A 22072-nucleotide genomic window follows, 5' to 3' on the forward strand; every position below is an offset into this window, starting at 1 on the left:
CCTTGTGGTATATGAGGCGGGGCGAGGAACCGCGAGGAGGAACAGTTTGGCTACCAAGAGCACGACGGCCGGCGACAAGACCGAGGACACCAAGGACACGAAGCCCGCCGCCGCCAAGAAAGCCAGCACCGCGCGCAGGACGGCCGCGAAGAAGACGGCCACGAAGACCACGGCACGCAAGGCCGCCGCGAAGCGTCCGCGCAGGAAGAAGGACGAGCCGGCGAAGCCGGTCGAGGCGGACGAGGTCGACGAGCTGGACGACGAGAAGGACGATCTCGACGTCGACGACCTCGACGACCTCGACGAGGACATCGACGGCGACGACGTCGACGACGAGTCGGACGACGCGGACGACGAGGACTCCGACGACGACCTCGACGATGACGACGACTCCGATGACGACGATGATGACGACAAGCCCGCCGAGGCGGAGGAGCCCAAGCAGAAGGGCGCCTTCGTCGTGCGCGACGACGATGACGACTACGAGCCGCGTCCGCGCCGCCGCGGCGGCAAGGTCGGCAACCCGAAGCGCCGCGTGATCACCGCGGGCGCCACCGCCGACCCGGTCAAGGACTACCTCAAGCAGATCGGCCGCGTCAACCTGCTGAACGCCGAGCAGGAGGTCGACCTGTCCGAGCGCATCGAGGCCGGCCTGTACGCCCAGCACCTGCTGGACACCGAGGGCGACACGATGGACTTCAAGCGCAAGCGCGAGCTCAAGTGGGCGGCGAACGACGGCAAGAAGGCCAAGGACCACCTGCTCGAGGCCAACCTGCGACTCGTCGTCTCCCTCGCCAAGCGCTACACCGGCCGCGGCATGCTCTTCCTCGACCTCATCCAGGAAGGCAACCTGGGCCTGATCCGCGCCGTCGAGAAGTTCGACTGGAAGAAGGGCTTCAAGTTCTCCACGTACGCGACCTGGTGGATCCGCCAGGCCATCACCCGCGCCATGGCCGACCAGGCGCGCACCATCCGCGTGCCCGTGCACATGGTGGAGGTCATCAACAAGCTGTCCCGCGTGCAGCGCCAGATGCTGCAGGATCTCGGCCGCGAGCCCACGCCCGACGAGCTGGCGCGCGAGCTCGACATGCCGGTCGAGAAGGTGCAGGAGGTGCAGAAGTACGGCCGCGAGCCGATTTCGCTGCACACCCCGCTCGGCGAGGACGGCGACTCCGAGTTCGGCGACCTCATCGAGGACACCGACGCCATCGCCCCGTCCGACGCGGTCGCGTTCTCGCTGCTCCAGGAGCAGTTCAAGAGCGTGCTCGAGACCCTGTCGCCGCGCGAGTCCGGCGTCATCAAGATGCGCTACGGCCTCGAGGACGGCCAGCCGAAGACCCTCGACGACATCGGCCGCGTGTACGGCGTGACCCGCGAACGCATCCGCCAGATCGAGTCGAAGACCATGTCGAAGCTGCGCCACCCGTCCCGTTCGCAGACGCTGCGCGACTTCCTGGATCAGTGATCGGCGGCCGCCGACCAACCATCGTTCAACACTAGGGGATTATGGCGAAAGAGGAATACGGCGCCAAGGACCTGGCCGTCCTTGAGGGCCTGGACGCGGTGCGCAAACGCCCGGGCATGTACATCGGCACCACCGACTCGCAGGGCCTCATGCACTGCCTGTGGGAGATCATCGACAACTCCGTCGACGAGGCGTTGGCCGGGTTCTGCACGAACATCGTCGTGACGCTGCACACCGACGGATCGATCGAGGTGGCGGACGACGGCCGCGGCATCCCGGTCGACAAGGAGCCGAAGACGAAGCTCACCGGCGTGGAGGTCGTGCTCACCAAGCTGCACGCCGGCGCGAAGTTCGGCAACTCCTCGTACAACGCGGTCGGCGGCCTGCACGGCGTCGGCTCGTCGGTCGTCAACGCGTTGAGCTCCCGTCTCGACGTGTGGGTGGACCGCGACGGGCTCACGCACCACATGTCGTTCCACCAGGGGCACCCGGGCGTGTACGCGGACGCCGACCCGGCGAACCCGTCGCCGGACTCGCCGTTCAAGCGCACGCGCAAGAACCGGCCCACCGAATTGGAGATCGTCGGCAAGGTGCCCGCCAAGCGCACCGGCACGCGCATCCGCTACTGGGCGGACAAGGAGATCTTCAACAGCACCGCCGAGTTCTCCTACGAGCAGCTCATCGACCGCGTGCGCCAGACCAGCTTCCTCGTGCCGGGCCTGAAGATCACCGTCGTCGACGAGAACGTGCCCGAGACGGGCGACGCGTCGCTCGACGAGATGCGCGAGGTCGACGCCGTCGCTACGGCCGGGACCGCGGTCGCCGCCGAGACGGAGACGGTCGCCGATGCCCCCGATGTCTCCGACACGCCCGCCGCGTCCGAGGCCGCCGGCCCGTCCGACGCGGTCGCCGTGGCGCAGGCCGACGCGGCCGCGCGCACGCACGCCCGCGTCGAGGAGTTCCTCCACACCGGCGGCGTCAGGGACTTCGTCGACTTCCTCTCCCACGGCGAGCCGATCTCCGACATCTGGCGCATCCAGGGCGAAGGCACCTACGAGGAGGAGACGCAGGCCGTCGGCGAGAACGGCGAGCTGCACGCGCAGAACGTGACGCGCACCTGCGGCGTCGACATCGCCCTCAGGTGGGTGAACGGCTACGACACGGTGATGCGCAGCTTCGTCAACATCATCGAGACGCCCGGCGGCGGCACGCACGTCGACGGGCTGATGAACTCGATCACCCGTCAGGTGCGCAAGACCGTCGAGGCGAACGCGCGCAAGCTCAAGGTGAACCTCAAGGACCAGCACATGCGCGTCGAACGCGACGACATCATGGCCGGACTCGTGGCCGTCGTCACCGTGCGCATCGCCGAACCCCAGTTCCAGGGGCAGACCAAGGACGTGCTCGGCACCGCGCAGGTCAAGCCGATCGTCACCCGCATGACCGACAAGCAGTTCGGCGAGATGATCGCCGGCGCCAAACGCGGCTACAAGGAGCAGTCGGCGCGCGTGCTCGAGAAGATCGTCGGCGAGATGCACGCCCGCGTCCAGTCGCGCAAGGCCAAGGAGGTCACGCGCCGCAAGAACGCGCTCGAATCCGCGTCGATGCCGTCGAAGCTGTCCGACTGCCAGCCGGGCAACGACGACGTGGCCGAACTGTTCATCGTCGAGGGCGACTCCGCGCTCGGCACCGCGAAGGCTGCCCGCAACTCCGGCTTCCAGGCGCTCCTGCCGATCCGAGGCAAGATCCTCAACGTGCAGAAGGCGTCGATCACGCAGATGCTGTCGAACAAGGAGTGCGCGGCCATCATCCAGGTGGTGGGCGCCGGCAGCGGCCAGAGCTTCGACATCGAACAGGCGCGCTACAACAAGGTCATCATGATGACCGATGCCGACGTGGACGGCGCGCACATCCGCATCCTGCTGCTCACCCTGTTCTACCGCTACATGCGTCCGCTCATCGAACACGGCCACGTGTACGCGGCCGTGCCGCCGCTGCACCGCATCGCGCTCGCCGGCTCGCACAAGGGCGAATACATCTACACGTATTCGGACGACGAGCTCGCCGGCAAGCTCGCCGACCTGGACCGCCGTCACATCTCCTACAACCCGGATATCCAACGCTACAAGGGTCTGGGCGAGATGGACGCTGACCAGCTGGCCGACACGACGATGGATCCGCGCACGCGCATGCTGCGCCGCATCCGCATGGAGGACGCCGCCCAGGCGGCCGAGATCTTCAGCCTGCTCATGGGCGACGACGTGCCGCCGCGCAAGGCGTTCATCGTCGAGAACGCCGACGACTTCGACCGTTCCAAGATCGACACGTGACGGCGTCCGTCCCGCCGCCGGCGGGAGCGGACGGGGAGCCCGGTTGCACGAGGTTGCAGCCGGGCTCCCTCGTATGTGTGTGTTTTGTGCGCAACCGCTACTATGCTTGTCCGATGTGAATACCGAGATGAGCGCAGAAGAGAGCGGCGACATGCCCGATGACGGCCCCACCGTCATCGTACCGTCCGAGGAAGCGACACAGGCTCAGGCGACGGAGCCTCCCGCGGACACCGAGCGCATCCCCGTCGTCCATCCCGCCGCCGAGACGATGCCGGCGGCCATCCCGCCCGTCACGCCGATGAGCGAACGGTCGAAGATCCAATCCCAGGAGCGTCTCGCCTCCCTCGTGCAGTCGGTGGAGCAGGAGGCGCTCGCCGCCGGCGTGCCGTCCCCGCCCATCCAGACCCAATCCCAGCCGCAGCCGCTGGTCGTGCAGGCGCCCACGGCCACCCAGCCGGTCGTGCAGGTGCCCGCCGGCGTCCAACAGTCCGTGGCGCAGTCCTCCCGCGCCGCCAAACCGTCGCTGGCCCAGTCGGTGGTCCAGTCGGTCACCCAATCCATGCCGGCCATCGTCACCAACGGCACCGGCTCCGGCCTGAAACCGGTGGTGATGACGGGCGTCATCCCCGCCGTCGTGCTCGAAGGAGGCATGCGCCCCGTCATGCCGCAGGAGGTGCGCGACCGGCTGCTCAGCCTCGAACGCGCCGAAGGATCGGTCGCCGTCGTCGGCTCGATGAACGCCGACTACACGGTGACCGCACGCCGCCTGCCCGAACCCGGCGAGACCGTGCGCGGCGGGGCGCTGCGCATCCTGCCCGGCGGCAAAGGAGCGAACCAGGCGTCCGCCGCGGCCCGTCTCGGCGCCAACGTCTGCATCTACGGCGCGGTCGGCAACGATCCGAACGCCGACTTCCTGCTCGGCGAACTCGACGCCGCCGGCGTCGACACGAGCGAGATCCTGCGCGCCGAGGGCGCGACCGGCACCACCGTCATCACCGTGGACGTGGACGGCGAGAACACGATCGTCTACTCGCCGGGCGCGAACGGCAAGGTGAGCGCCGGCTACGTGCAGTCGCACCGCGACGCGCTCGCCGACGCGAGCGTGCTCGGCCTGTGCCTCGAAAGCCCGATGACCACGGTGATCGCCGCCGCCGAGGCCGCGCACGCGGACGGCGTGACCGTGCTGCTCAACGAGTCGCCGTTCCTGCCCGAACTGCCGCACGAGCTCGTCACCTCCACCGACATCCTGCTCGTCAACGAGCATGAGGCCGCCCAGCTGCTCGAACTGGACGAGCCGGACGGCGGCGACTGGTCGGGCTGCGACTGGGACGACGTGGTGTCGCGCATCGCCGACTACGGGTTCGAACGCGCGATCGTCACGCTCGGCGACCAGGGGTCCGTCGTCATCGAGAACTACCGCTGGTACCGCGTCGACGTGGCGAAGGTCCCCGCCAAGGACACGACCGGCTGCGGCGACGCGTTCATGGGCACCGTGCTCTCCGGCCTCGCCGCCGGCTATTCGCTGCTCGAATCCGCGCAGATGGCGTCCTACGTGGCCGGCTATGCGGCCACGCGTCTCGGCGCGCAGGCGTCGTTCGGCTCGGCCGCCGACGTGGTCGCCTACTTCTCCGCGAGATAACGGTCCCGCGGCAGGGGATGGGGCCAGGGGGTGCTCCCGCGTGCCGCGGCGGCCGCTGTCCCGCGCCGTCCGCTAGTATGTACGAACGTACATAACGATGCGGCCGTCATGGCGGCCGCAATGGCCACAATGGAGAGACAACCATGGCAAACCTGCTGCTCGCCGTCATCTACGTCGCCTTCGTCTCGCTCGGCCTGCCCGACGCCCTGCTCGGCGCCGCATGGCCGACGATGAGCCGCGACCTCGGCGCATCCGTCTCATGGGCGGGCGGCATCTCGATGGTCATCTCCGCGGGCACCATCTGCTCCGCGCTGATGAGCGACCGGATGACGCTGCGCTTCGGCGCCGGACGCGTCACCGCCGCATCGGTGGGACTCACCGCCGCCGCGCTGTTCGGCTTCTCCATCGCGCCGAACTACGCCACGCTGATCCTCGTCGCCATCCCCTACGGTCTGGGCGCGGGCGGCGTCGACGCGGCGCTCAACAACTACGTGGCCATCCACTACGAAAGCCGCCACATGAGCTGGCTGCACTGCATGTGGGGCGTCGGCGCGTCGCTCGGCCCCTACGTGATGGGCTACGCGCTCGCCGGCGGCCAGGGATGGGCGTGGGGCTACCGCTACATCGCCATCCTCCAGGTCGCGCTCACCGCGGTCCTCGTGCTCAGCCTGCCGCTGTGGAAGGCCCGCGGGGGAGCGGGGGCGACGGACGCCCCGGCCTCCGACGACTCCTCCGGGGCCGCCGCGCCGCGCAGACCGCTCGGCATCCGCGGCGTGCTCGCGATCCGCGGCGCCAAGGAGGTCCTCATCATGTTCTTCTGCTACTGCGCGATCGAATCGACCGCGGGCCTGTGGGCCAGCAGCTACATGGTGATGCACGTCGGCATGGACAAGACCCGGGCGGCCGGGCTCGCGAGCCTCTTCTACGTGGGCATCACCGTGGGCCGCGCGCTGAGCGGCTTCCTCACCATGCGCTTCGACGACCCGACGATGATCCGCATCGGCCAGTGCGTGCTCCTCGCCGGCGTGCTGCTCGTCGCCCTGCCGATCCCCGGCGGCGTGGGCACCGTGGCCGGGCTCGTCGTCATCGGCCTCGGATGCGCGCCCATCTACCCGTGCGTCATCCACTCGACGCCCGACTACTTCGGCGAGGAGAACTCGCAGGCCATCGTCGGCGTGCAGATGGCCAGCGCCTACGTCGGCTCGCTCGCCATGCCGCCCGTGTTCGGCCTCATCGCGCAATACGTGTCCATCACGCTCTACCCGTGCTACCTGTTCGTACTGCTCGCGCTCATGGTCGTCATGCACGAGGTCCTGCGCCGCAAGCGCGCGTGACGGTCACATCATCGCCGCCACGCCAGCCGCGTCGAACCCGTGGGCCGCGTTGTACGCGTCGACCAACGCCATCGGATCGCACCATCCGAGCGCGACATACCAGACGACGGACAGCGCGAAGCACGTCGCTACCAACGGCAGCCGGTCCACGCGCATGCGCACCGTCGCCGTCTTCACGAGACACAACGCGAGCACCACGGCCAGCAGGCCGATGAACGTCAGCGACGCGAACCTCAGCCACGTGAGCCCGTACGCGCCCACATACAGGCCGAGCCGCGCGCCCGCCGAGACCAGCATCACGCCCGTCGCCGCGACGAGCGCGACGAGCATCGCCGTCAGCGTGCGCGTGCGCGGCGCGTAGGAGAGCACGACGCCGAACACGCCCAGATCGATCGCGGCGACCAGCAGCAGCTGGAAGAACCCGCCGCGCGCGTATTCGGCGTACGTCATGCCGTCCGGCAGGCCCGCGCCCGCGAACAGGAACGCGAACTGCACCGTGCAGAACACGGCGTACAGGGCGAGCACCGCGCCCAGCACGATCGCCGTCACCACCGGGTCCAACGACAGCGCGACCCGCCTGCCGTACAGGCCGGCGAGCGCGCCGTCGCGCATGTCCTGGTTCGCGAGCAGCGAGAACACGAACGGGAGCGCGGTCAGCACGAACGCCGTGTGCCCGGCGACCGACGCCATGTCGACGTCCGCGGCGAGACGGGAGAGCGCGTAGGCGAAGACCATGTCGGCGCTCGCCAGCAGCGTGCCCAGCACGAGGATCGTCGGCACGGCGATCGCCGCCGCCAGGCCGATGCGGCGCATCGTCGCGCGACGGCCGCCGTCCGGGGCGGCGTGGACGAGACCGGCGACGGCGCGGCCGAACGCGCCCAGTCCGGAGAACGGCTGCACCGCCCAGCCGGTCAGCCAGCGCGACGCGACGCCGGCGGGACGCCACACGTCGAACCTGCCGTTCACGAGCTGAAGGTGCAGCATGAGCAGCGACGGTACGGCCAGAAGCATCGTGAGCGGGTAGGTGGCGTCGTACGACGCGAACGCGCCGGCCATGTCCGTCGCCGTCCAGACGGAGCAGGCGACGACGGCCGCGGCGACGAACCACGTCATCGGGCGGCGGGCCGCCGTCCTCCAGTGCAGCAGGGTCGTCGCCGCCACGCAGACGGTCCAGAAGACGGCGATCGGCATGAACGGGGAGCCGTACCGGAACGGCGCCGCGGCGACGAGACGGTCGAACGCCACGACGACGAGCAGCGAGACGGCGAGCGTGAGGATGGTGCGCGGTGTGGGTTTCGCGGCGACGGGCGACGGCCGTGCGGTCGTGGGTCGCGTGGTGGGTGGTTGCGTGGTGGTGGGTGGTTGCGGATCCATGTCATGCTCCTTCGATGATGCGTGCGACGGGCGTGCCGTCCGTCATTGCGTCGTGCTTCACCATCACCGTAAGCTATCGAAAAACGATAGATGATTATCGAAATACGATTCTTCACCGAATTTGCATATCGAAAATCGATAGATTACTATCGTTAGACGATTGTGATGATGCGTTCGTGTCCAAGCAGGGCGCGGGCGTGTGATATGGAAGGTGGTGGGGCCATGGCCGGCGCCGATCGATCGGACGGGCGGGACGCGCCCGACGGGCAGGTCTGGAAGGAATACCATCCCACGGCGATCGCCGTGCTCAAGGCGATGATCGTCCTCTTCGAACTGATCTGCCTGTGGGGGCAATACGTCGTGATCGTCCTCTCCGGCGACATCGTCGCCGCATACCCGGAACTCGCCTCCGCCCGATGGCCGTACGCCGTCGCCGGACTGCTCGGCATCCTGTGCTTCGAGGTCGCGCTGATCCCCCTGTGGCGGCTGCTCACGCTCGCCAAACGGCGCGACGTGTTCTCCGGCAGGGCCGTGAGATGGACCGACGCCATCACCGCATGCGCCGCCGCCGAAGGAGCGGTCGTCCTGTTCGTGCTGCTCTACGGCTCGCTCGCGCACGCCGAATACTACGACCCGGCCCAAGGCGCTTCCGCGGACGTCGCGATGGGGGCCGCCGCCATGAGCGCGGCATGCGTCGTCGCATTGCTGCTCATCGCCGCGTTCGTCCTGCTCATGCTCGTCATGCGCTCCCTGCTCAAAGCCGCCATCGCGCAGCGCGACGAACTCGAGGCGGTGATCTGAATGGCCATCCGCGTGAACATCGACGTCATGCTCGCCAAACGCAAGATGAGCGTCGGCGAACTCGCCGACCGCATCGGCATCACGCCCGTCAACGTATCCGTACTCAAGAACGGCCGCGCCAAAGCGATACGCTTCACCACGCTCGACCGGATCTGCACGGCCCTCGACTGCCAGCCCGGCGACATCCTCGAATACGTGGAGGACTGACCGGGCCCGGCCGGCCGGGACCGGCGGTGATGCGGGCGGTGATGCGGGTGTGCGCCACGTGTCCGCGGCGGGGGCGATAATCGAACATATGTGCGAAGGATTGGAATCGTTCTCGGAGCCCACGAGGGCCTGGTTCCAGCGCGCCTTCGGAAAGCCGACCGAAGCCCAACGCGAGGCGTGGCCGGCCATCCGCTCCGGGAAGAACGTGCTGGTCGTCGCACCCACCGGATCCGGCAAGACCCTCGCCGCCTTCCTCTCCGCCATCGACCGCCTGATGACCGTCACATCGCGTCCCGATGCGGAGCCGGTCTCCACCTCACGCCCCCGCCGGCGGGGGCTGTCGGCGCAGCCGACTGGGGGTGGTCCCGCCTCAGCCTCCACGACACGCACGACCCGCGGCGTGCGCGTCCTCTACATCTCCCCGTTGAAGGCGCTCGCCGTCGACGTCGCCCGGAACCTCGAAACGCCGCTCGACGGCATCGCCCGCGAATGCGGGACGCTCGGACTGCCCGCGCCGCGCATCCGCGTCGCCACGCGCAGCGGCGACACCACGCCCAAGGAACGCCGCGCCATCGCCGCCCACCCGCCGGACATCCTCGTCACCACCCCCGAATCGCTCTACCTGCTGCTCACCTCCAAGGCCCGGCGCATCCTCAAGACCGTGGACACGGTCATCGTCGACGAAGTGCACGCGCTCGCCGGCACGAAACGCGGCAGCCATCTCGCCCTGAGCCTCGAACGGCTCGACGGACTCGCGGACGCGGACGCGCCCGTGCAGCGCATCGGCCTGTCCGCCACCGTGAATCCGCCCGCCGAGGCGGCGCGGTTCCTCGGCGGCGACCGGCCCGTCACGATCGTGGATCCCGGTTCGCGTCCCGACATGGATCTGAAGGTCGTCGAACCGTTGGCGGACATGCGCGACCTCTCCTCCGCGAACGTTCCGAACCGCGCCGGCGGCGTGGACTCCGGACGTGCGGACGCGCCCCACATCTCCGGCGTCACGCCCGCCATGCGACGGCTCGCCGAACGCAAAGGGATCGTCGGGGCCGACGTCGCGTCCACGGCGATCGTCGGCGCGGCCGGCGACCGGACGGCCGGATCGATCTGGCCGGTGGTCGAGGCGAGCGTGCTCGACGAGATCCTCGCGCACCGGACCACGCTCGTGTTCGTCAACTCGCGCGGACTCGCCGAGAAACTCACTGCACGATTGAACGACCTGTACGCCGAACGGCGGGGGAGCGGAGGCCCCGCCGCATTCCCCGCATCCGCCGACACGGGTTCGCCCGAAGGGCGCGAACGCTTCGCCGCGCACTACGACGCGGTCGTCGGCGGCACCACGCAGCTCGTCGGCTCGCACAAGCCGGACGACGTGATCGCGATGGCGCACCACGGGTCCGTGTCGAAGGACCGGCGCAAACAGATCGAGGAACGGCTGAAGCGCGGCGAACTCAGGTGCGTGGTCGCGACGAGCAGCCTCGAACTCGGCATCGACATGGGGTCGGTCGACCTCGTCATCCAGATCGCGCCGCCGCTGTCCGTCGCGTCCGGACTGCAGCGCGTCGGCCGCGCCGACCATCACGTCGGCGGCGTCTCGCACGCCCTGTTCTACCCGTTGACGCGCGAACAGATCATCGGCGTCGCCGCGGCCGTCGAAAGCATGCGCGCCGGCCGTCTCGAACCGTTGGCCGTGCCGCGCAACCCGCTCGACGTCCTCGCCCAGCAGACCGTGGCCACCGCCGCGATGGACGACCTCGACCCTGACGCATGGTATGCGGGCGTACGCCATGCCGCGCCCTTCTCCGAACTCGACCGGGGCATGTTCGACGCGGTCATGGGCATGCTCACCGGCGCCTACGACACCGAGGAGTTCTCCGCGTTTCGCCCGCCGCTCATGTGGAACCGCGAGGCGAACCGCATCTCGGCACGTCCCGGCGCGCAACGGCTCGCCGTCACCTCCGGAGGCACCATCCCCGACCGTGGCCTCTACACGGTCGTCCTGCCCGAAGCGGACGGCAACCAGGGGCGACGACGGGTCGGCGAACTCGACGAGGAGATGGTGTACGAGTCGCGCGTCGGCGACGTCATCACGCTCGGCACCTCCACCTGGCAGATCCAGGAGATCACGCGCGACCAGGTCGTCGTCACGCCCGCCCCCGGACGCACCGCCCGACTGCCGTTCTGGCACGGCGAGGAATCCGGCCGCGACGCCGGCTTCGGCCAAGCCAAAGGCCACCTCATCCGCGACCTCGCCGCCGCCCTCACCACCTCTTCCCATTGCGCCCCCTTCGAGGGGGAGCCGTCCGCGAAGCGGACCGAGGGGGTACCGCCGTCGGCCCCATCCTTCACTCCGACCACTCTCGCGCGCCTCGACGCCGACGGCCTCGACCGCAACGCCATCGCCAACCTCGCCCGGCTGCTCGCCGAACAGCGGGCGGCCACCGGCATCGTCCCCTCCGACCGCACGATCGTCGTCGAACGATGCCCGGACGAGGAGGGCGACCAACGCATCATCATCCACTCGCCGTACGGCCGGCGCGTCCACGAACCATGGTCGATGGCCATCACCACGCGCCTCAAGCAGCGTTACGGATTCGACGGGCAGGCGTACGCGGCCGACGACGGCATCGTCATCCGCATCCCCGACGGCATCGGCGACATCCCCTCACGCGACCTGCTCCTGTTCGCCCCCGACGAGCTCACGCGCATCGTCGAGACCGAGGTGGGGGAGAGCGTGCTCTATGCGGCCCGGTTCCGCGAATGCGCCGCACGATCGCTCTATCTGCCGCGCACCGAACCCGGCCGGCGCGTGCCGCTGTGGCAGCAGCGGCTCCGCGCCGCCCAACTGCTCGCCGCCGCACGCACGCGACGCAACTTCCCGCTGCTGCTCGAAACCGCGCGCGAATGTCTCCAGGACGTCTACGATCTCAAGGCGCTGCGCGACCTGATGACCGGACTGGACGCCGGAACCATCGTCGTGAAGGACACGTCGACCGAAACGCCGTCCCCGTTCGCCGAGAACCTGCTGTTCGGATTCGTCGGCTCCGTCATGTACCAGTACGACGCGCCGCAGGCCGAACGCAGCGTGCGCCTGCTGTCCATGGACCCGGACGTGCTCGAACGGCTGCTCGGCAACACCGACATGAGCGCCGTGCTCGACCCGGACGTGATCGCCGAAGTCTCGCGGCAACTCGCCGGACGCACGTTCTGGAACGAGCTCGCCGCCGACGACGTGACCGGGCGCGTCACCCGCTACGCGAAGACCCACGGGCCGTTCACCGCGGACCGGATGATCGCCGAACTGGGGATCGACGCGACCGAAGCCGTGCATGCGCTGGACGAACTCGAACGGCGCGGCGAACTGCTGCGTGGGCGGTTCATGGACGGTGACGGAGACGGTGGCGACGGAGACGGTGGTGCCGGCGATGGTGGGGACCCCGACGGTAAAGGTGGCACGGGTGACGGTGCGGTCGGGAATGCGCCGACGCAATGGCTGCACCGCGACGTGTTCCGCCGCATCCGCGCAAGGTCGCTCGCCAAGGCGCGCGAGGCGATACGCCCCGTGCCGGCCGTCGCGTACCAATCGTTCCTGCTGCAACGGCAGGGCGTCGGACCGGTCGGCGGCGAGGCGTACGAGGGCGCGGACGGGCTGATGCGCGTCATCGAGCAACTGGAGGGCGTGGCGCTGCCCGCCGCCGTCTGGGAGGCGTCGGTGTTCCCCGCGCGCGTCGCCGGATACGCGCCCGCCATGCTCGACGAACTGCTCGCCGGCGGCGAAGCGGTGTGGGTCGGTTCCAAAACCGGCGGCACGAAACCCACGGATCCGGGGCTCATCGCCTTCCATCCCGCCGACTCACCCCTGCTGGAACAGCAGCCTGGGGGAGAGACCGCCGAAGAAGAATCGCCTTACGCCGCGGCCATCCTCACCGCCCTGTCCTCCGGCGGCGCCTACCATGCGACCCAGCTCGCCGACGCCGCCAAACGCGTCTGGACCACCATCGCCGAGCCGGACATCGACACAGCGACCGGCGAGATCCTCCTTCCCGAGTGGGATGCGAAACGCTTCGAGGAGGCGTTGTGGACGCTCGCCTGGCAGGGGAAGGTGACCAACAGCTCGTTCGCGCCCGTGCGTGCGCTGGGCGCGGACGTCCGTAAGGTGCGCACGTCGGCCCGCGCGTCACGCCGCCGCATCCGCATGCGGCCCGCGACGCCGATGACGCTGGGCGGATTGTGGTCCGCGGTCGGCGCGACGGAGTCGGACGATATGAGTGATACGAGCGGCACGGGGGATGCAGAATCTGCGGCGACCATAGGCAACGAGCGATGCGCGCTCGAACTGGTGGAGATCCTGCTCGACCGGTACGGCGTCATCGCACAGCCGCTGATCGACAAGGAGAACGTTCCCGGAGGGTTCCCCGCGCTGTACCCGCTGCTCAAACGCATGGAGGAACACGGGCGACTCGCGCGCGGCATGTTCGTGGAAGGATTCGGCGCCGCCCAGTTCGCCGAACGCGAGACGGTCGACGAACTGCGGCGGACCGAAGAAGGCGGGCGCGGCGGCGCTAAAGCACCGGACATGCCGGGCGCACCGGCTATGGCATCCGAGTCGGCCGGACATATGTGTTCGCCGGTGGCATTGTCCGTGCTCGACCCGGCGAACCTGTACGGCTCGGCGCTGCCGTGGCCGCCCGTGCCTGTGGGCGCGTCCAAGCCGGTACGCCGCGAGGGCGGCGTCGTCGTGTTGGCCGATGGCAGGCCGGTGTCCTATGCGACACCGAAATCGAAGCATCTGACGGTGTTCGCCGGCCGTGACGTGACTGACGGCCGTGACGTGACCGGCGCCGGCGCCGGCGCCGACGCGCGCCTGCGCCTCGGACTGACCGAACTCGCCTACGCGCTGCGCCGCGGCGGCACGGACGGCACGGGAGGCGCGGCCGCGCGCACCGTCACGTTTTCGGACGTGAACGGCGCGCCGTTGAACGCGCGCAACCCGTATACGCACGTCCTCCACCAGGCCGGTTTCACCCCCGTGCCGCAGGGCATGCGACTGTACTAGGGGTCGCCGGTCGGTCGGGGTTTCCGGCTTTTCGCCGGAGACCGGCGGCGAAAAGCCGGAAACGGCAGCTTTCGGGCGGACTCAGCCGATCGCCGGCCGCACGTCGAGCGTGCAGACCACGCCCGACTCCTGACGCACCCATTCGATCGCCTGCAACGCCGCGATGTTCCACAGGGCGTGCGGGATGCCGCCCAGATCGGGCTGCTCCGCCCAGAAGGTCACGTCGTCGTCGAACACGGTGACGACCGTATCCTCCTCGGCCGGGGTGATCATCCGGTACAGGCGCTTCGCGAGCGTCGCGACGAACTCGTTCGCGGCGGCGAACGTGTCGTTGAGATGCTGGTCGGCGGTCGCGGGCGGGCCGACCAGTTCCCACGACTCCACGTCGGAGGCGTCCCAATGCGCGGATTCGCCGCCCACCTTGCGTTCGATGGTCACGAACAGCCGGGCGAACTCGCCCGACGTCAATCCCGTGACCCGCCTGCGCGTCGCCAGTTCGATCGGCGTCATCGTCAGTACAGCTCCTCGAAGATCTTGCGCACGCGGGCCGCGTCGAGCGGCACGTAGTTGTTGCGCATCAGACGCGCCTGCGTGGTCATCACACGATCAGTGAACTCGGGCAAGTCCTCGCGGGTCACGCCGTACTCGTGCAGCGCCTTCTTCGGCAGTAGCTGGTCGATGAGCCGCTCCAGCTCGTCGTACACGTCGGCCACGTCGCAGCCGAGCAGACCGGCGAGCACGCCGTTGAGCTTCGCGATCTCGCCGTCCGGCTTGATCTCCATGTAGTTGCGCAGCACGCCGGTGAACATCGCGTAGTTCGATTCGCCGTGCGGCACATGGTACTTGCCGCCCAGCTGGTAGCTCAGCGCGTGCACGGCCGCGCAGCCGCCCGTGTCGAAGCTGATGCCCGCGTAGTCGGAGGCGATGAGGAAGTCGGTCATCAGCTCGTTGCGCTTCACGCGGCGCTTCTCGGCGTCGCCGTCCGGACCACCCGCCTCGACGATCGCCTGGTAACCGCCCACGATCATGCGCATCGCCTCATAGCCGAACAGGCGCGTGTACGGGGTCGCGTTCGGGGAGAGCGTGGACTCGACCGAATGCACGAGCGCGTCGAGCGAGCTGGTCATGAACACGTGGTCGGGCAGGCCGTACAGGAGCTCGGGGATGAGCACCGCATGGTCGGCGAACATCTCCGGGCCGGCGATGCCCGCCTTGCAGCCGAGACGCGTGCGGTTGATGGCCGCGATCTCCGTGACCTCGCTGCCCGTGCCGCACGTGGTGGGCACGAGCACGAGACCCACCGTGCGCTTGAAATCGGGCAGATGGTCGATGACCTCGTCGATCGACGCGCCGCCCGCCACGGCCACGATCTTCGACATGTCCATCACCGCGCCGCCGCCGATCGCGACGATGCGGTCGTAGTCGAACGCCTTCGCGTCCCCGATGATCGCGTCGATCATCACGTCGGTCGGCTCCTGGTTGCCGTACTTGTCGACGAGCAGCACGTTCGCGCCGTTGAGATGGGGTTCCAGGAACGCGTCGTGGATCATGCCGATGGTGACGACCAGGTCGCGCGGGCCGAGCCCGAACTCCTCGGCGAACTCCTTGACCGTGTCGAACTGGTAGATGTCCTTCGGGCCTACGGTGAGCATCTTCATGGATGTGCCTGCCTTTCCTTTGCGTGCCGGTTGCGTCCGGTTGCGTCCGGTGCGTCGCGGTCCGCGCGAACCGCACCGCTGGCGCGTGATGGTAATCCCGTGACGTATCGGCCATGTTGCGTCGCGCCGAGAACCGATGCGGCGATATACGGCGAATGTGCATGAAATGGCCGATTAAATGCATGGATGAGGAAGGAACGTGCATGGTCGGAGCACGAACGTGTATGGTTTCGGCGGCAACCTGTAGCTCAAAACGGTCAACCTGCAGGGTGCCTTTCTGAAGACAGCCGGATGAACGAATTCCTGCTTGTGCGAAACCCCTGAAATTCCGCCGAATCCTCATCGCTGCAATGGTGTGGTCGTCGTGCTCTTCCCGACATGACCGTACACGTTCGCCCCAGAACGGTACATGTTCATCCGGGAATGCCGCACGTTGCCCTCCGGACCATGCACGTATCCGGTTGAACCATGCACGTTGCCCTCCGGACCATGCACGTCCGCCTCGAAACTCCGGAACGGCCGCATGGGCTGCCGCCTAGTGCGTGCGTCCGGCCCATGTCCTGAAGGCCTGCAGCGGCGTCAGCGGAAGCTGATGCCGCCCTTGTGGCCGGTCGCCTTGAACGGCATCGCACGCCTGCCGGATTTCGCCGCACCCCGGGCGTTCGCGTTGACGGAGGGCTGCTTGGCTTTGCCGTCCGCGCGCTTCGGTTCGTTCCAGGACCGTCCGTCATGTCGTGGCGGCTTCGGCCAGCCGGATGAGCGTTCCGGTTGGGTTGAGGGGGTTTCGTGATGTTGCGTCATGGTCGTTTTTTGTGATGACGGTGGAGGTGCTCGTGGGAGGACGTCGAGGAGCCGGCTACGCCTCGATGCGTTCGGGGGTGCCGCCCTCTTCGTCTTCGGCTGCCTCCAGCGCTTCCTGCCGTTCCCATCGCAGCTGCATGATGGTGATGGTGATCCAATTGACCGTTGTGACGGCGCGAAGCAGCAGGACCTTGTTGTCCCTTTTCTCCTTCGCGAACTCGAGGATGGTCGACAGGGCGTTCATCGCCGCGGTCGCCATGTACAACGTGGAAAGCTTCGGCATTCTCATACCGCAAGTATAACGTCAGCAGGGATGTAGGACGCGTGCACCCGGCCTGGGTTATGCTCGTCACAGGGACTCCTCCCGACTGGGAATATGCCGGCTGGGTCGGCGGGAAGCACGACAAGGAGATGGCCATGACTGCGACGTTGCGTGATGCCGTGTACGGGCAGGCGGTGGGGGATGCGCTCGGCGTGCCCTACGAGTTCAGGAAACGTGGTGGCTTCCATGCGGAAGGCATGATCGGCCATGGCACGCACGACCAGCCGGCCGGCACATGGAGCGATGACACGAGCATGGCGCTCGCGATCTGCGATTCCATCCGTGCGAACGACGGGCGCATCGACGTGGCGGACATGCGCGCACGGTTCGAGGACTGGTACCGGCACGACGCGTACACGGTCGACGGCCTGTTCGACATCGGCAACACCACGGTCGAGGCGCTGATGATGGGACGCGGCTGCGACGGCGAGTGGGACAACGGCAACGGTTCGCTGATGCGCACGATCCCGCTCGCGTTCACCGGTGCGGCCGATGACGAGATCCGTGCGGTGAGCGCGATCACGCACGCCCATCCGACGAGCATGGACGCCTGCGTGCGTCTGGTCGCGTTCGCCCGACTGCTGATCGCCGGCCGTTCCCCGGCGGAGGCGTTGGCGGAGGCGAAGCCGGTGCGCGCCGACGTGGCGTCGCTTCCGGAGATGGAGATCCGTTCCGGCGGCTACGTGCTGGACACGCTGCTCGCCGCGATCTGGTGCCTGCTCACCACGGACTCGTATGCGGCATGCGTGCTGAAGGCCGTGAACCTCGGTTCGGACACCGACACCACGGCCGCCGTGGCCGGAGGCCTCGCCGGCATCGTCTACGGAGCGGACGGAATCCCCGCCGACTGGATGGCGACGTTGCGCGGCAAACAGGTCATCGAGCAATGCCTGTTCCGATCGGCTTCGGTTGGATGATGGATGATGGACGAAGGAGCCTGCTGTGGTGTGGGAGTACGACGACGAAGCGGACGCGAAGGAATCGGGTGATTCCCGCAGGGCACTCGTCGCGCGCATAACGCGTCTACGTGCCGACCTGTCGGAGACGTTGGCGCGTATGGACGAGATCCGGCAGCAGGTGATTCCGCGGATCAAAGCCGATTACGCGACCAAGATCGGCGTCTGGAACGCGCGTCGGATCAAAACCGAGCTCGCGGCGCGCCGCGCCAAACGACGCTATGCGATGGCGCGGGCGCGCGTGAACCGCGGGGAACCCGTGGAGTCCGAGGAGATCACGAAGGCGTTGGATGCCGAGTTCGCTGATTGGAAGCGGTTGATGGATGAGAAGATGCGCAGTCTCAATGCGCTTCTCCGATGGCGCAGCGGCCGGCAGCGCATGCCCGCAGGAAATGCGGAGGAACTGAACAGGCTGTTCCGTCGTCTCGCCCGGCGCTTCCACCCTGACCTGTTCCCCGGTGATGAGGAACGCGCGCAATACTACGAGATGGCGTGCAACGCCCTGGCGGATGGAGATTTGGACATGCTGCGGGCGCTGGACGTGGCCACGGCCGATTGGGTGGACGACGTCGATTACGGGCGTCTGACCGAAGACGAGCTCGCCGGTGAGATCGAATTGCTGGAGGACCGTCTGTCGTCCTGTCGGGGAGATCTGAATCGGATGGTTTCCACCGAGCCGTACACGTTGCGGGCCAAACTCGATGATCCGGAATGGGTGAGCGGCGTGGTCGGCGGTCTGAGGGCGCGGGTGGAGGCGTTCGAGCGTGAGAAAACACACTATGATGAAGCGTATGACCGGTTGATCAAGGAGGATCGATGACCGATATGACCGACAAGACGAACGATGCCGGCGATCAGGCGCGTCGCGAAACCGATCGGGCGGAGTCGCAGGCGTTGTCGTTGCTCGCGCAGGACGGATTCGCGTTGACGGTTTCCGGAGGGTTGGCGGGAGACGTCGACCTGCCGAAGCCGTATGGGACGACCATCACGTTGGTGGACCGTACGTATCTGGTGGGCGGACGCGGATTCGGCGGCAGCGGCGCCGACGAGGGCATGCTCGAAGGCATCAGAAGCGCCGGGGGCGAGACGCGTATCGTCCTGCGGTGTGAACCCGATGACGCCGCCGACCCGTGGACCGTGGAGGCGTCGCTCGACGGCGTCTTCCTCGGCGTGGTCCGCGCCCATGAGAACGAGATCATCGCGCGTCTCATGGACGCCGGCAAACACGTGTACGCCGAATACCTGGAAACGGAGACGCTGGGCGAATACCACCGTATCTGGGTGTCGCTGGTCATGGAGGATTGATCGTGGGAATCATGGAATCGTTGCGGATTCCGATGGAAGGCAGGTGAATGCCATGGTGTTCGACATCGGTGATGACCCGTTGCTCAACGTGCATGACGATATTCCCGTCATCGACTACGGCGACGTGTATTTCCTCTACGATGATCCGGTCATCGGCCCCATTCTCCCGTTGCTGTTCATCACCATACCGGTGCGCGACGGCGATGGCGCGGTCGGACGGGACCGGATCGACTGTTATCCGTATGCGGAGACGGTCGAGATCGATCCCGTCGGCATCGGCCATGCGGATGATGCCGCCGACGTGGGCGTGCCGTTCTATGATGCCGGAACCGCCGAGGACGACTTGTGCCATGTGGCCGACGAAAGCGATCCGGAGGGGCGCCTGGCGTTGCAGTACGGCGGCATGTACTACGAGGAAGGCATGGGATATACGGCTCCGGAGGACAGGCGGGCACGCATCGACTGTTTCAAGGCGGCGGAGATCCTGTACCGGCATGCCGCCGGCCGCGGCAACGCGATCGGATGGCTGTGCCTCGGCTACGTGTACGCCTACGACCGGTGCGAAGGCGAATACTATCGTTCCTATTTCGATAATTTCGGCGAGGTGCCGCCCAAGCCGGACGCCGATACGCTGGCGTTCGAGTGCTTCCGGCACGCGGCGGACAGGCGGCTGGCCGAAGGCTGCTACAAGCTGGGCGACATGCTGACGGAAGGCCGCGGCTGCGAGGTCGACTATGCCGCGGCGCTCGACATGTTCCTGAAGGCGTACCGGTACGGGCGCGACGGTTCGCCGCGCATCTGGGGGAGCGTCGCGTTGCGTCTCGCACGGGCGTATGCGAACGCGCGCGGCTGCGTCTTGGATTATGATCGGGCGCTGCACTGGTACGGTGTCGCACGGACGGGTCTGGAACTGGAGGTGCGTGACGGTGGCGCCGCCTACGATGCCAGACTTTGGGAGGCGGAGGCCGGCGTCAGGGACATGCGGCAGGCGTTGAGGCTCATGGCGCGCTGACACCGGGGCCTTGGTACTGAGGTCCCGGCATGTGCCGAGGGTCTCGGGCTGGCGGACGATTGTTCGATACGTATATATGTATATGCGTTCTATGCGTCCCGCATCATCGTCGCGGCGTCGATGACGGTGAGCGTGGGGTCGATGGCCGCTTTCGCCGCGGTCGCCTCACTGACCGGGCGTTTGGTGAACAGATAGTAGAGTCGTTCGCCGTTGTCCCGGATGAGAGGGGAGCGTGCTTTGAGCCGGTCGATGGTTTCCGTCTCGTTGAGGTGTTCTCGCCACTTGCATTCACCGAGCAGCACTTTGTGGTTGAACGAGTCGGCCATGACCACGTCGATGTCGGTCTGTTCGCGGGCGATCGGATCGTTGCCCCACCATTTGCCGGATGCGGTCGGCAGGAAGTCGAGGCGCTGCTCACGGCATTGGCGGAGAAGCCATTGTGTGCACATGGTCTCGAATTGTTGGCCGACGTAGGTGTCGAACACTTCGCCGGACGTGGCCGTCTTCCCCGCCGCTTGTCCGTAGCCGGTATCGATGAGCGCGGTGGCGGGGCTGACGAACCGGTACCAGTAGGCGAAGAACGGGTCCTTGATCTTCCACAGTCCTTTGCGTGAGTGTTTCGGGTCTTCGCCGAACGGCACGAGTCGCTCGACGATGCCGAGCTGCTCCAGTGTGCGAAGATATGAGCCGACGGTGTTCGGATCGACGCCTGCATATTCGGCGATCTCCTTCGGACGGGTGCGTCCGGCGCCGACCGCGTCGAGTATCGAACTATACAACGCCGGTTCGCGCAGTTCCTGGCGCAACAGCATCAGCGGTTCCTCGTAGAGGAGTCCGTTCTGGCTGAAGCATCGTGCCTGTATGTTCTGGCTGAATGTCAGATTCGGGTCGAGCTGCTCCAGATAGTAGGGGGTTCCTCCCAGTGCCGCGTAATAGTGGATGCATGTCTGCCAATCCGCGTTGGCAGGCATCAGCTCGCGCGCTTCGAACAGGTCGAACGGTTTGAGTCGGATTTGTGCGTTGCGGCGTCCGTACAACGGGCTCTTGTATCCGAGCACCTTGCTTTCCATGAAGCCTTCGTTGGATCCGCACAGCACCATGAGGATGTTCGTGTCCTTGAACCGGTGGTCGATGGCGATCTGCAGCACTGACGGCAATGATGGTTCGGCGGCGGCTGCATATGGCAGCTCGTCCAAGACGAGTACGAACGGTTCGTCGGGGGAGCTTTTCGCCTTGTCCGCGATGTAGTTCAATGCGTCGTCCCAGCTGGCGAATCCTGCGGGGAAGTTCGGTTCGTTGAAGAACGAGAGCGTTGATCGGGAGAATTCTCGCAGATTCGCGGCTGCGCTCTGCTCCTTGGCCGTGAACCACAGTGTGGGTCGGGTTTCGCAGAAGTGGGCGATCAGTGCCGTCTTGCCGACGCGTCGCCGTCCGTATACGACGACCATTTGGAATCTGTTGAGCGAGAAGTGGTATTCCAGTGTCTTCAGTTCCTCGGTCCTGCCGACGAATCCCATGTCCGTGCCCCTGTGCCCGCTCGTAGATGGCTGTTACTGTGTTTGTGAGCAAGTTGTTTACGGACAACTTGCTCACAAACACAGTAACAGCCTGCGGCGACCGTCGTTGGTGTGGCCGCCCCGACGGGGAGCGGGTGAAGTCCTTGTCGACGTACCTTCCTCCTGCAGGGATTCGAGGTAGCTTTCCACCGGCGAAGACAGCATGCGACTTTGTTGCTCGGCATAGCGTTTCCCGTTCTCGATGACGCGTTCATCGATGCTCAGTGTGAGTTTGCCCATGACGGAACCTCGCTTCCAT

General features: G+C 67.2%; 18 protein-coding genes. 11 read left to right on the top strand and 7 right to left on the bottom strand.

Annotated elements, in window-relative coordinates:
* Nucleotides 1-4 precede the first annotated feature (4 nt).
* The 4 genes from Uis4E_RS08915 to Uis4E_RS08930 all read left to right on the top strand — a co-directional run bounded on the left by Uis4E_RS08915 (nucleotide 5) and on the right by Uis4E_RS08930 (nucleotide 6768).
* Nucleotides 5-1465, top strand: a complete 1461-nt coding sequence (locus Uis4E_RS08915; protein ID WP_341476286.1) for an RNA polymerase sigma factor — start codon at nucleotides 5-7, stop codon at nucleotides 1463-1465.
* A gap of 41 nt (nucleotides 1466-1506) precedes the next feature.
* The gene (locus Uis4E_RS08920) at nucleotides 1507-3795 is read left to right on the top strand and encodes a DNA gyrase/topoisomerase IV subunit B (protein WP_101622822.1); all 2289 of its coding nucleotides are present in this window, start codon (nucleotides 1507-1509) and stop codon (nucleotides 3793-3795) included.
* Nucleotides 3796-4456: 661 nt separating this feature from the next.
* Nucleotides 4457-5434: a ribokinase gene (locus Uis4E_RS08925; protein ID WP_101622848.1), complete on the top strand. Its 978-nt coding sequence runs from the start codon at nucleotides 4457-4459 to the stop codon at nucleotides 5432-5434.
* Between the two features lie 143 nt (nucleotides 5435-5577).
* The gene (locus Uis4E_RS08930) at nucleotides 5578-6768 is read left to right on the top strand and encodes an MFS transporter (RefSeq protein WP_165784932.1); all 1191 of its coding nucleotides are present in this window, start codon (nucleotides 5578-5580) and stop codon (nucleotides 6766-6768) included.
* A 3-nt stretch (nucleotides 6769-6771) separates the two neighbouring features.
* On the opposite strand, the gene Uis4E_RS08935 is transcribed toward Uis4E_RS08930, so the two are convergent.
* Nucleotides 6772-8142: a DUF4153 domain-containing protein gene (locus Uis4E_RS08935; RefSeq protein WP_101622823.1), complete on the bottom strand. Its 1371-nt coding sequence runs from the start codon at nucleotides 8140-8142 to the stop codon at nucleotides 6772-6774.
* Nucleotides 8143-8364: 222 nt separating this feature from the next.
* Between Uis4E_RS08935 and Uis4E_RS08940 the strand changes: the two genes are divergently transcribed.
* From Uis4E_RS08940 to Uis4E_RS08950, 3 genes are all read left to right on the top strand, one after another.
* Nucleotides 8365-8943, top strand: a complete 579-nt coding sequence (locus Uis4E_RS08940) for a DUF2975 domain-containing protein (protein ID WP_101622824.1) — start codon at nucleotides 8365-8367, stop codon at nucleotides 8941-8943.
* Nucleotides 8944-9150, top strand: coding sequence for a helix-turn-helix domain-containing protein (locus Uis4E_RS08945; RefSeq protein ID WP_101622825.1), 207 nt, complete (start codon nucleotides 8944-8946; stop codon nucleotides 9148-9150).
* Nucleotides 9151-9238: 88 nt separating this feature from the next.
* The gene (locus Uis4E_RS08950) at nucleotides 9239-14203 is read left to right on the top strand and encodes a DEAD/DEAH box helicase (RefSeq protein WP_101622826.1); all 4965 of its coding nucleotides are present in this window, start codon (nucleotides 9239-9241) and stop codon (nucleotides 14201-14203) included.
* Between the two features lie 81 nt (nucleotides 14204-14284).
* On the opposite strand, the gene Uis4E_RS08955 is transcribed toward Uis4E_RS08950, so the two are convergent.
* The 4 genes from Uis4E_RS08955 to Uis4E_RS08970 all read right to left on the bottom strand — a co-directional run bounded on the left by Uis4E_RS08955 (nucleotide 14285) and on the right by Uis4E_RS08970 (nucleotide 16945).
* The gene (locus Uis4E_RS08955; RefSeq protein ID WP_101622827.1) at nucleotides 14285-14713 is read right to left on the bottom strand and encodes a hypothetical protein; all 429 of its coding nucleotides are present in this window, start codon (nucleotides 14711-14713) and stop codon (nucleotides 14285-14287) included.
* Nucleotides 14714-14715: 2 nt separating this feature from the next.
* Nucleotides 14716-15861, bottom strand: a complete 1146-nt coding sequence (locus tag Uis4E_RS08960) for a 4-hydroxybutyrate dehydrogenase (protein ID WP_101622828.1) — start codon at nucleotides 15859-15861, stop codon at nucleotides 14716-14718.
* 579 nt (nucleotides 15862-16440) lie between these two features.
* On the bottom strand, nucleotides 16441-16662 hold the full coding sequence (locus Uis4E_RS08965; protein ID WP_101622829.1) for a hypothetical protein: 222 nt from the start codon (nucleotides 16660-16662) through the stop codon (nucleotides 16441-16443).
* Nucleotides 16663-16717: 55 nt separating this feature from the next.
* Nucleotides 16718-16945, bottom strand: a complete 228-nt coding sequence (locus Uis4E_RS08970) for a hypothetical protein (RefSeq protein ID WP_101622830.1) — start codon at nucleotides 16943-16945, stop codon at nucleotides 16718-16720.
* 134 nt (nucleotides 16946-17079) lie between these two features.
* On the opposite strand from Uis4E_RS08970, the gene Uis4E_RS08975 reads away from it, so the two are divergent.
* Genes Uis4E_RS08975 through Uis4E_RS12245 form a run of 4 tightly spaced genes read left to right on the top strand, consistent with a single transcriptional unit; the run spans nucleotide 17080 to nucleotide 20257 of the window.
* A complete protein-coding gene (locus Uis4E_RS08975) occupies nucleotides 17080-17901 on the top strand; it encodes an ADP-ribosylglycohydrolase family protein (RefSeq protein ID WP_101622831.1) in 822 nt (273 codons plus the stop codon).
* Between the two features lie 25 nt (nucleotides 17902-17926).
* Nucleotides 17927-18760: a hypothetical protein gene (locus Uis4E_RS08980; RefSeq protein ID WP_101622832.1), complete on the top strand. Its 834-nt coding sequence runs from the start codon at nucleotides 17927-17929 to the stop codon at nucleotides 18758-18760.
* Nucleotides 18757-19245, top strand: coding sequence for a hypothetical protein (locus Uis4E_RS08985; protein ID WP_101622833.1), 489 nt, complete (start codon nucleotides 18757-18759; stop codon nucleotides 19243-19245). Before Uis4E_RS08980 ends, Uis4E_RS08985 begins: the two co-directional genes overlap by 4 nt.
* Before the next feature lie 52 nt (nucleotides 19246-19297).
* Complete coding sequence (locus Uis4E_RS12245) at nucleotides 19298-20257, top strand: tetratricopeptide repeat protein (protein ID WP_243394500.1); 960 nt, start codon at nucleotides 19298-19300, stop codon at nucleotides 20255-20257.
* Nucleotides 20258-20346: 89 nt separating this feature from the next.
* Here the strand turns inward: Uis4E_RS12245 and Uis4E_RS08995 are convergent, their stop codons facing one another.
* Nucleotides 20347-21774, bottom strand: a complete 1428-nt coding sequence (locus tag Uis4E_RS08995) for an ATP-binding protein (protein WP_101622834.1) — start codon at nucleotides 21772-21774, stop codon at nucleotides 20347-20349.
* 72 nt (nucleotides 21775-21846) lie between these two features.
* Complete coding sequence (locus Uis4E_RS11740; RefSeq protein WP_133125442.1) at nucleotides 21847-22053, bottom strand: DUF6364 family protein; 207 nt, start codon at nucleotides 22051-22053, stop codon at nucleotides 21847-21849.
* Nucleotides 22054-22072 lie beyond the last annotated feature (19 nt).

Source organism: Bifidobacterium parmae (genome assembly GCF_002860365.1).
Classification (GTDB): domain Bacteria; phylum Actinomycetota; class Actinomycetes; order Actinomycetales; family Bifidobacteriaceae; genus Bifidobacterium; species Bifidobacterium parmae.

Bases quoted from the DNA above. Each gene is read 5' to 3' on its own strand.
- Uis4E_RS08920 (WP_101622822.1), top strand. From the start codon at position 1,507: ATGGCGAAAGAGGAATACGGCGCCAAGGACCTGGCCGTCCTTGAGGGC.
- Uis4E_RS08925 (WP_101622848.1), top strand. From the start codon at position 4,457: ATGCCGCAGGAGGTGCGCGACCGGCTGCTCAGCCTCGAACGCGCCGAA.
- Uis4E_RS08930 (WP_165784932.1), top strand. From the start codon at position 5,578: ATGGCAAACCTGCTGCTCGCCGTCATCTACGTCGCCTTCGTCTCGCTC.
- Uis4E_RS08935 (WP_101622823.1), bottom strand. From the start codon at position 8,142: ATGGATCCGCAACCACCCACCACCACGCAACCACCCACCACGCGACCC.
- Uis4E_RS08940 (WP_101622824.1), top strand. From the start codon at position 8,365: ATGGCCGGCGCCGATCGATCGGACGGGCGGGACGCGCCCGACGGGCAG.
- Uis4E_RS08945 (WP_101622825.1), top strand. From the start codon at position 8,944: ATGGCCATCCGCGTGAACATCGACGTCATGCTCGCCAAACGCAAGATG.
- Uis4E_RS08950 (WP_101622826.1), top strand. From the start codon at position 9,239: ATGTGCGAAGGATTGGAATCGTTCTCGGAGCCCACGAGGGCCTGGTTC.
- Uis4E_RS08955 (WP_101622827.1), bottom strand. From the start codon at position 14,713: ATGACGCCGATCGAACTGGCGACGCGCAGGCGGGTCACGGGATTGACG.
- Uis4E_RS08960 (WP_101622828.1), bottom strand. From the start codon at position 15,861: ATGAAGATGCTCACCGTAGGCCCGAAGGACATCTACCAGTTCGACACG.
- Uis4E_RS08965 (WP_101622829.1), bottom strand. From the start codon at position 16,662: ATGACGCAACATCACGAAACCCCCTCAACCCAACCGGAACGCTCATCC.
- Uis4E_RS08970 (WP_101622830.1), bottom strand. From the start codon at position 16,945: ATGCCGAAGCTTTCCACGTTGTACATGGCGACCGCGGCGATGAACGCC.
- Uis4E_RS08975 (WP_101622831.1), top strand. From the start codon at position 17,080: ATGACTGCGACGTTGCGTGATGCCGTGTACGGGCAGGCGGTGGGGGAT.
- Uis4E_RS08985 (WP_101622833.1), top strand. From the start codon at position 18,757: ATGACCGATATGACCGACAAGACGAACGATGCCGGCGATCAGGCGCGT.
- Uis4E_RS12245 (WP_243394500.1), top strand. From the start codon at position 19,298: ATGGTGTTCGACATCGGTGATGACCCGTTGCTCAACGTGCATGACGAT.
- Uis4E_RS08995 (WP_101622834.1), bottom strand. From the start codon at position 21,774: ATGGGATTCGTCGGCAGGACCGAGGAACTGAAGACACTGGAATACCAC.
- Uis4E_RS11740 (WP_133125442.1), bottom strand. From the start codon at position 22,053: ATGGGCAAACTCACACTGAGCATCGATGAACGCGTCATCGAGAACGGG.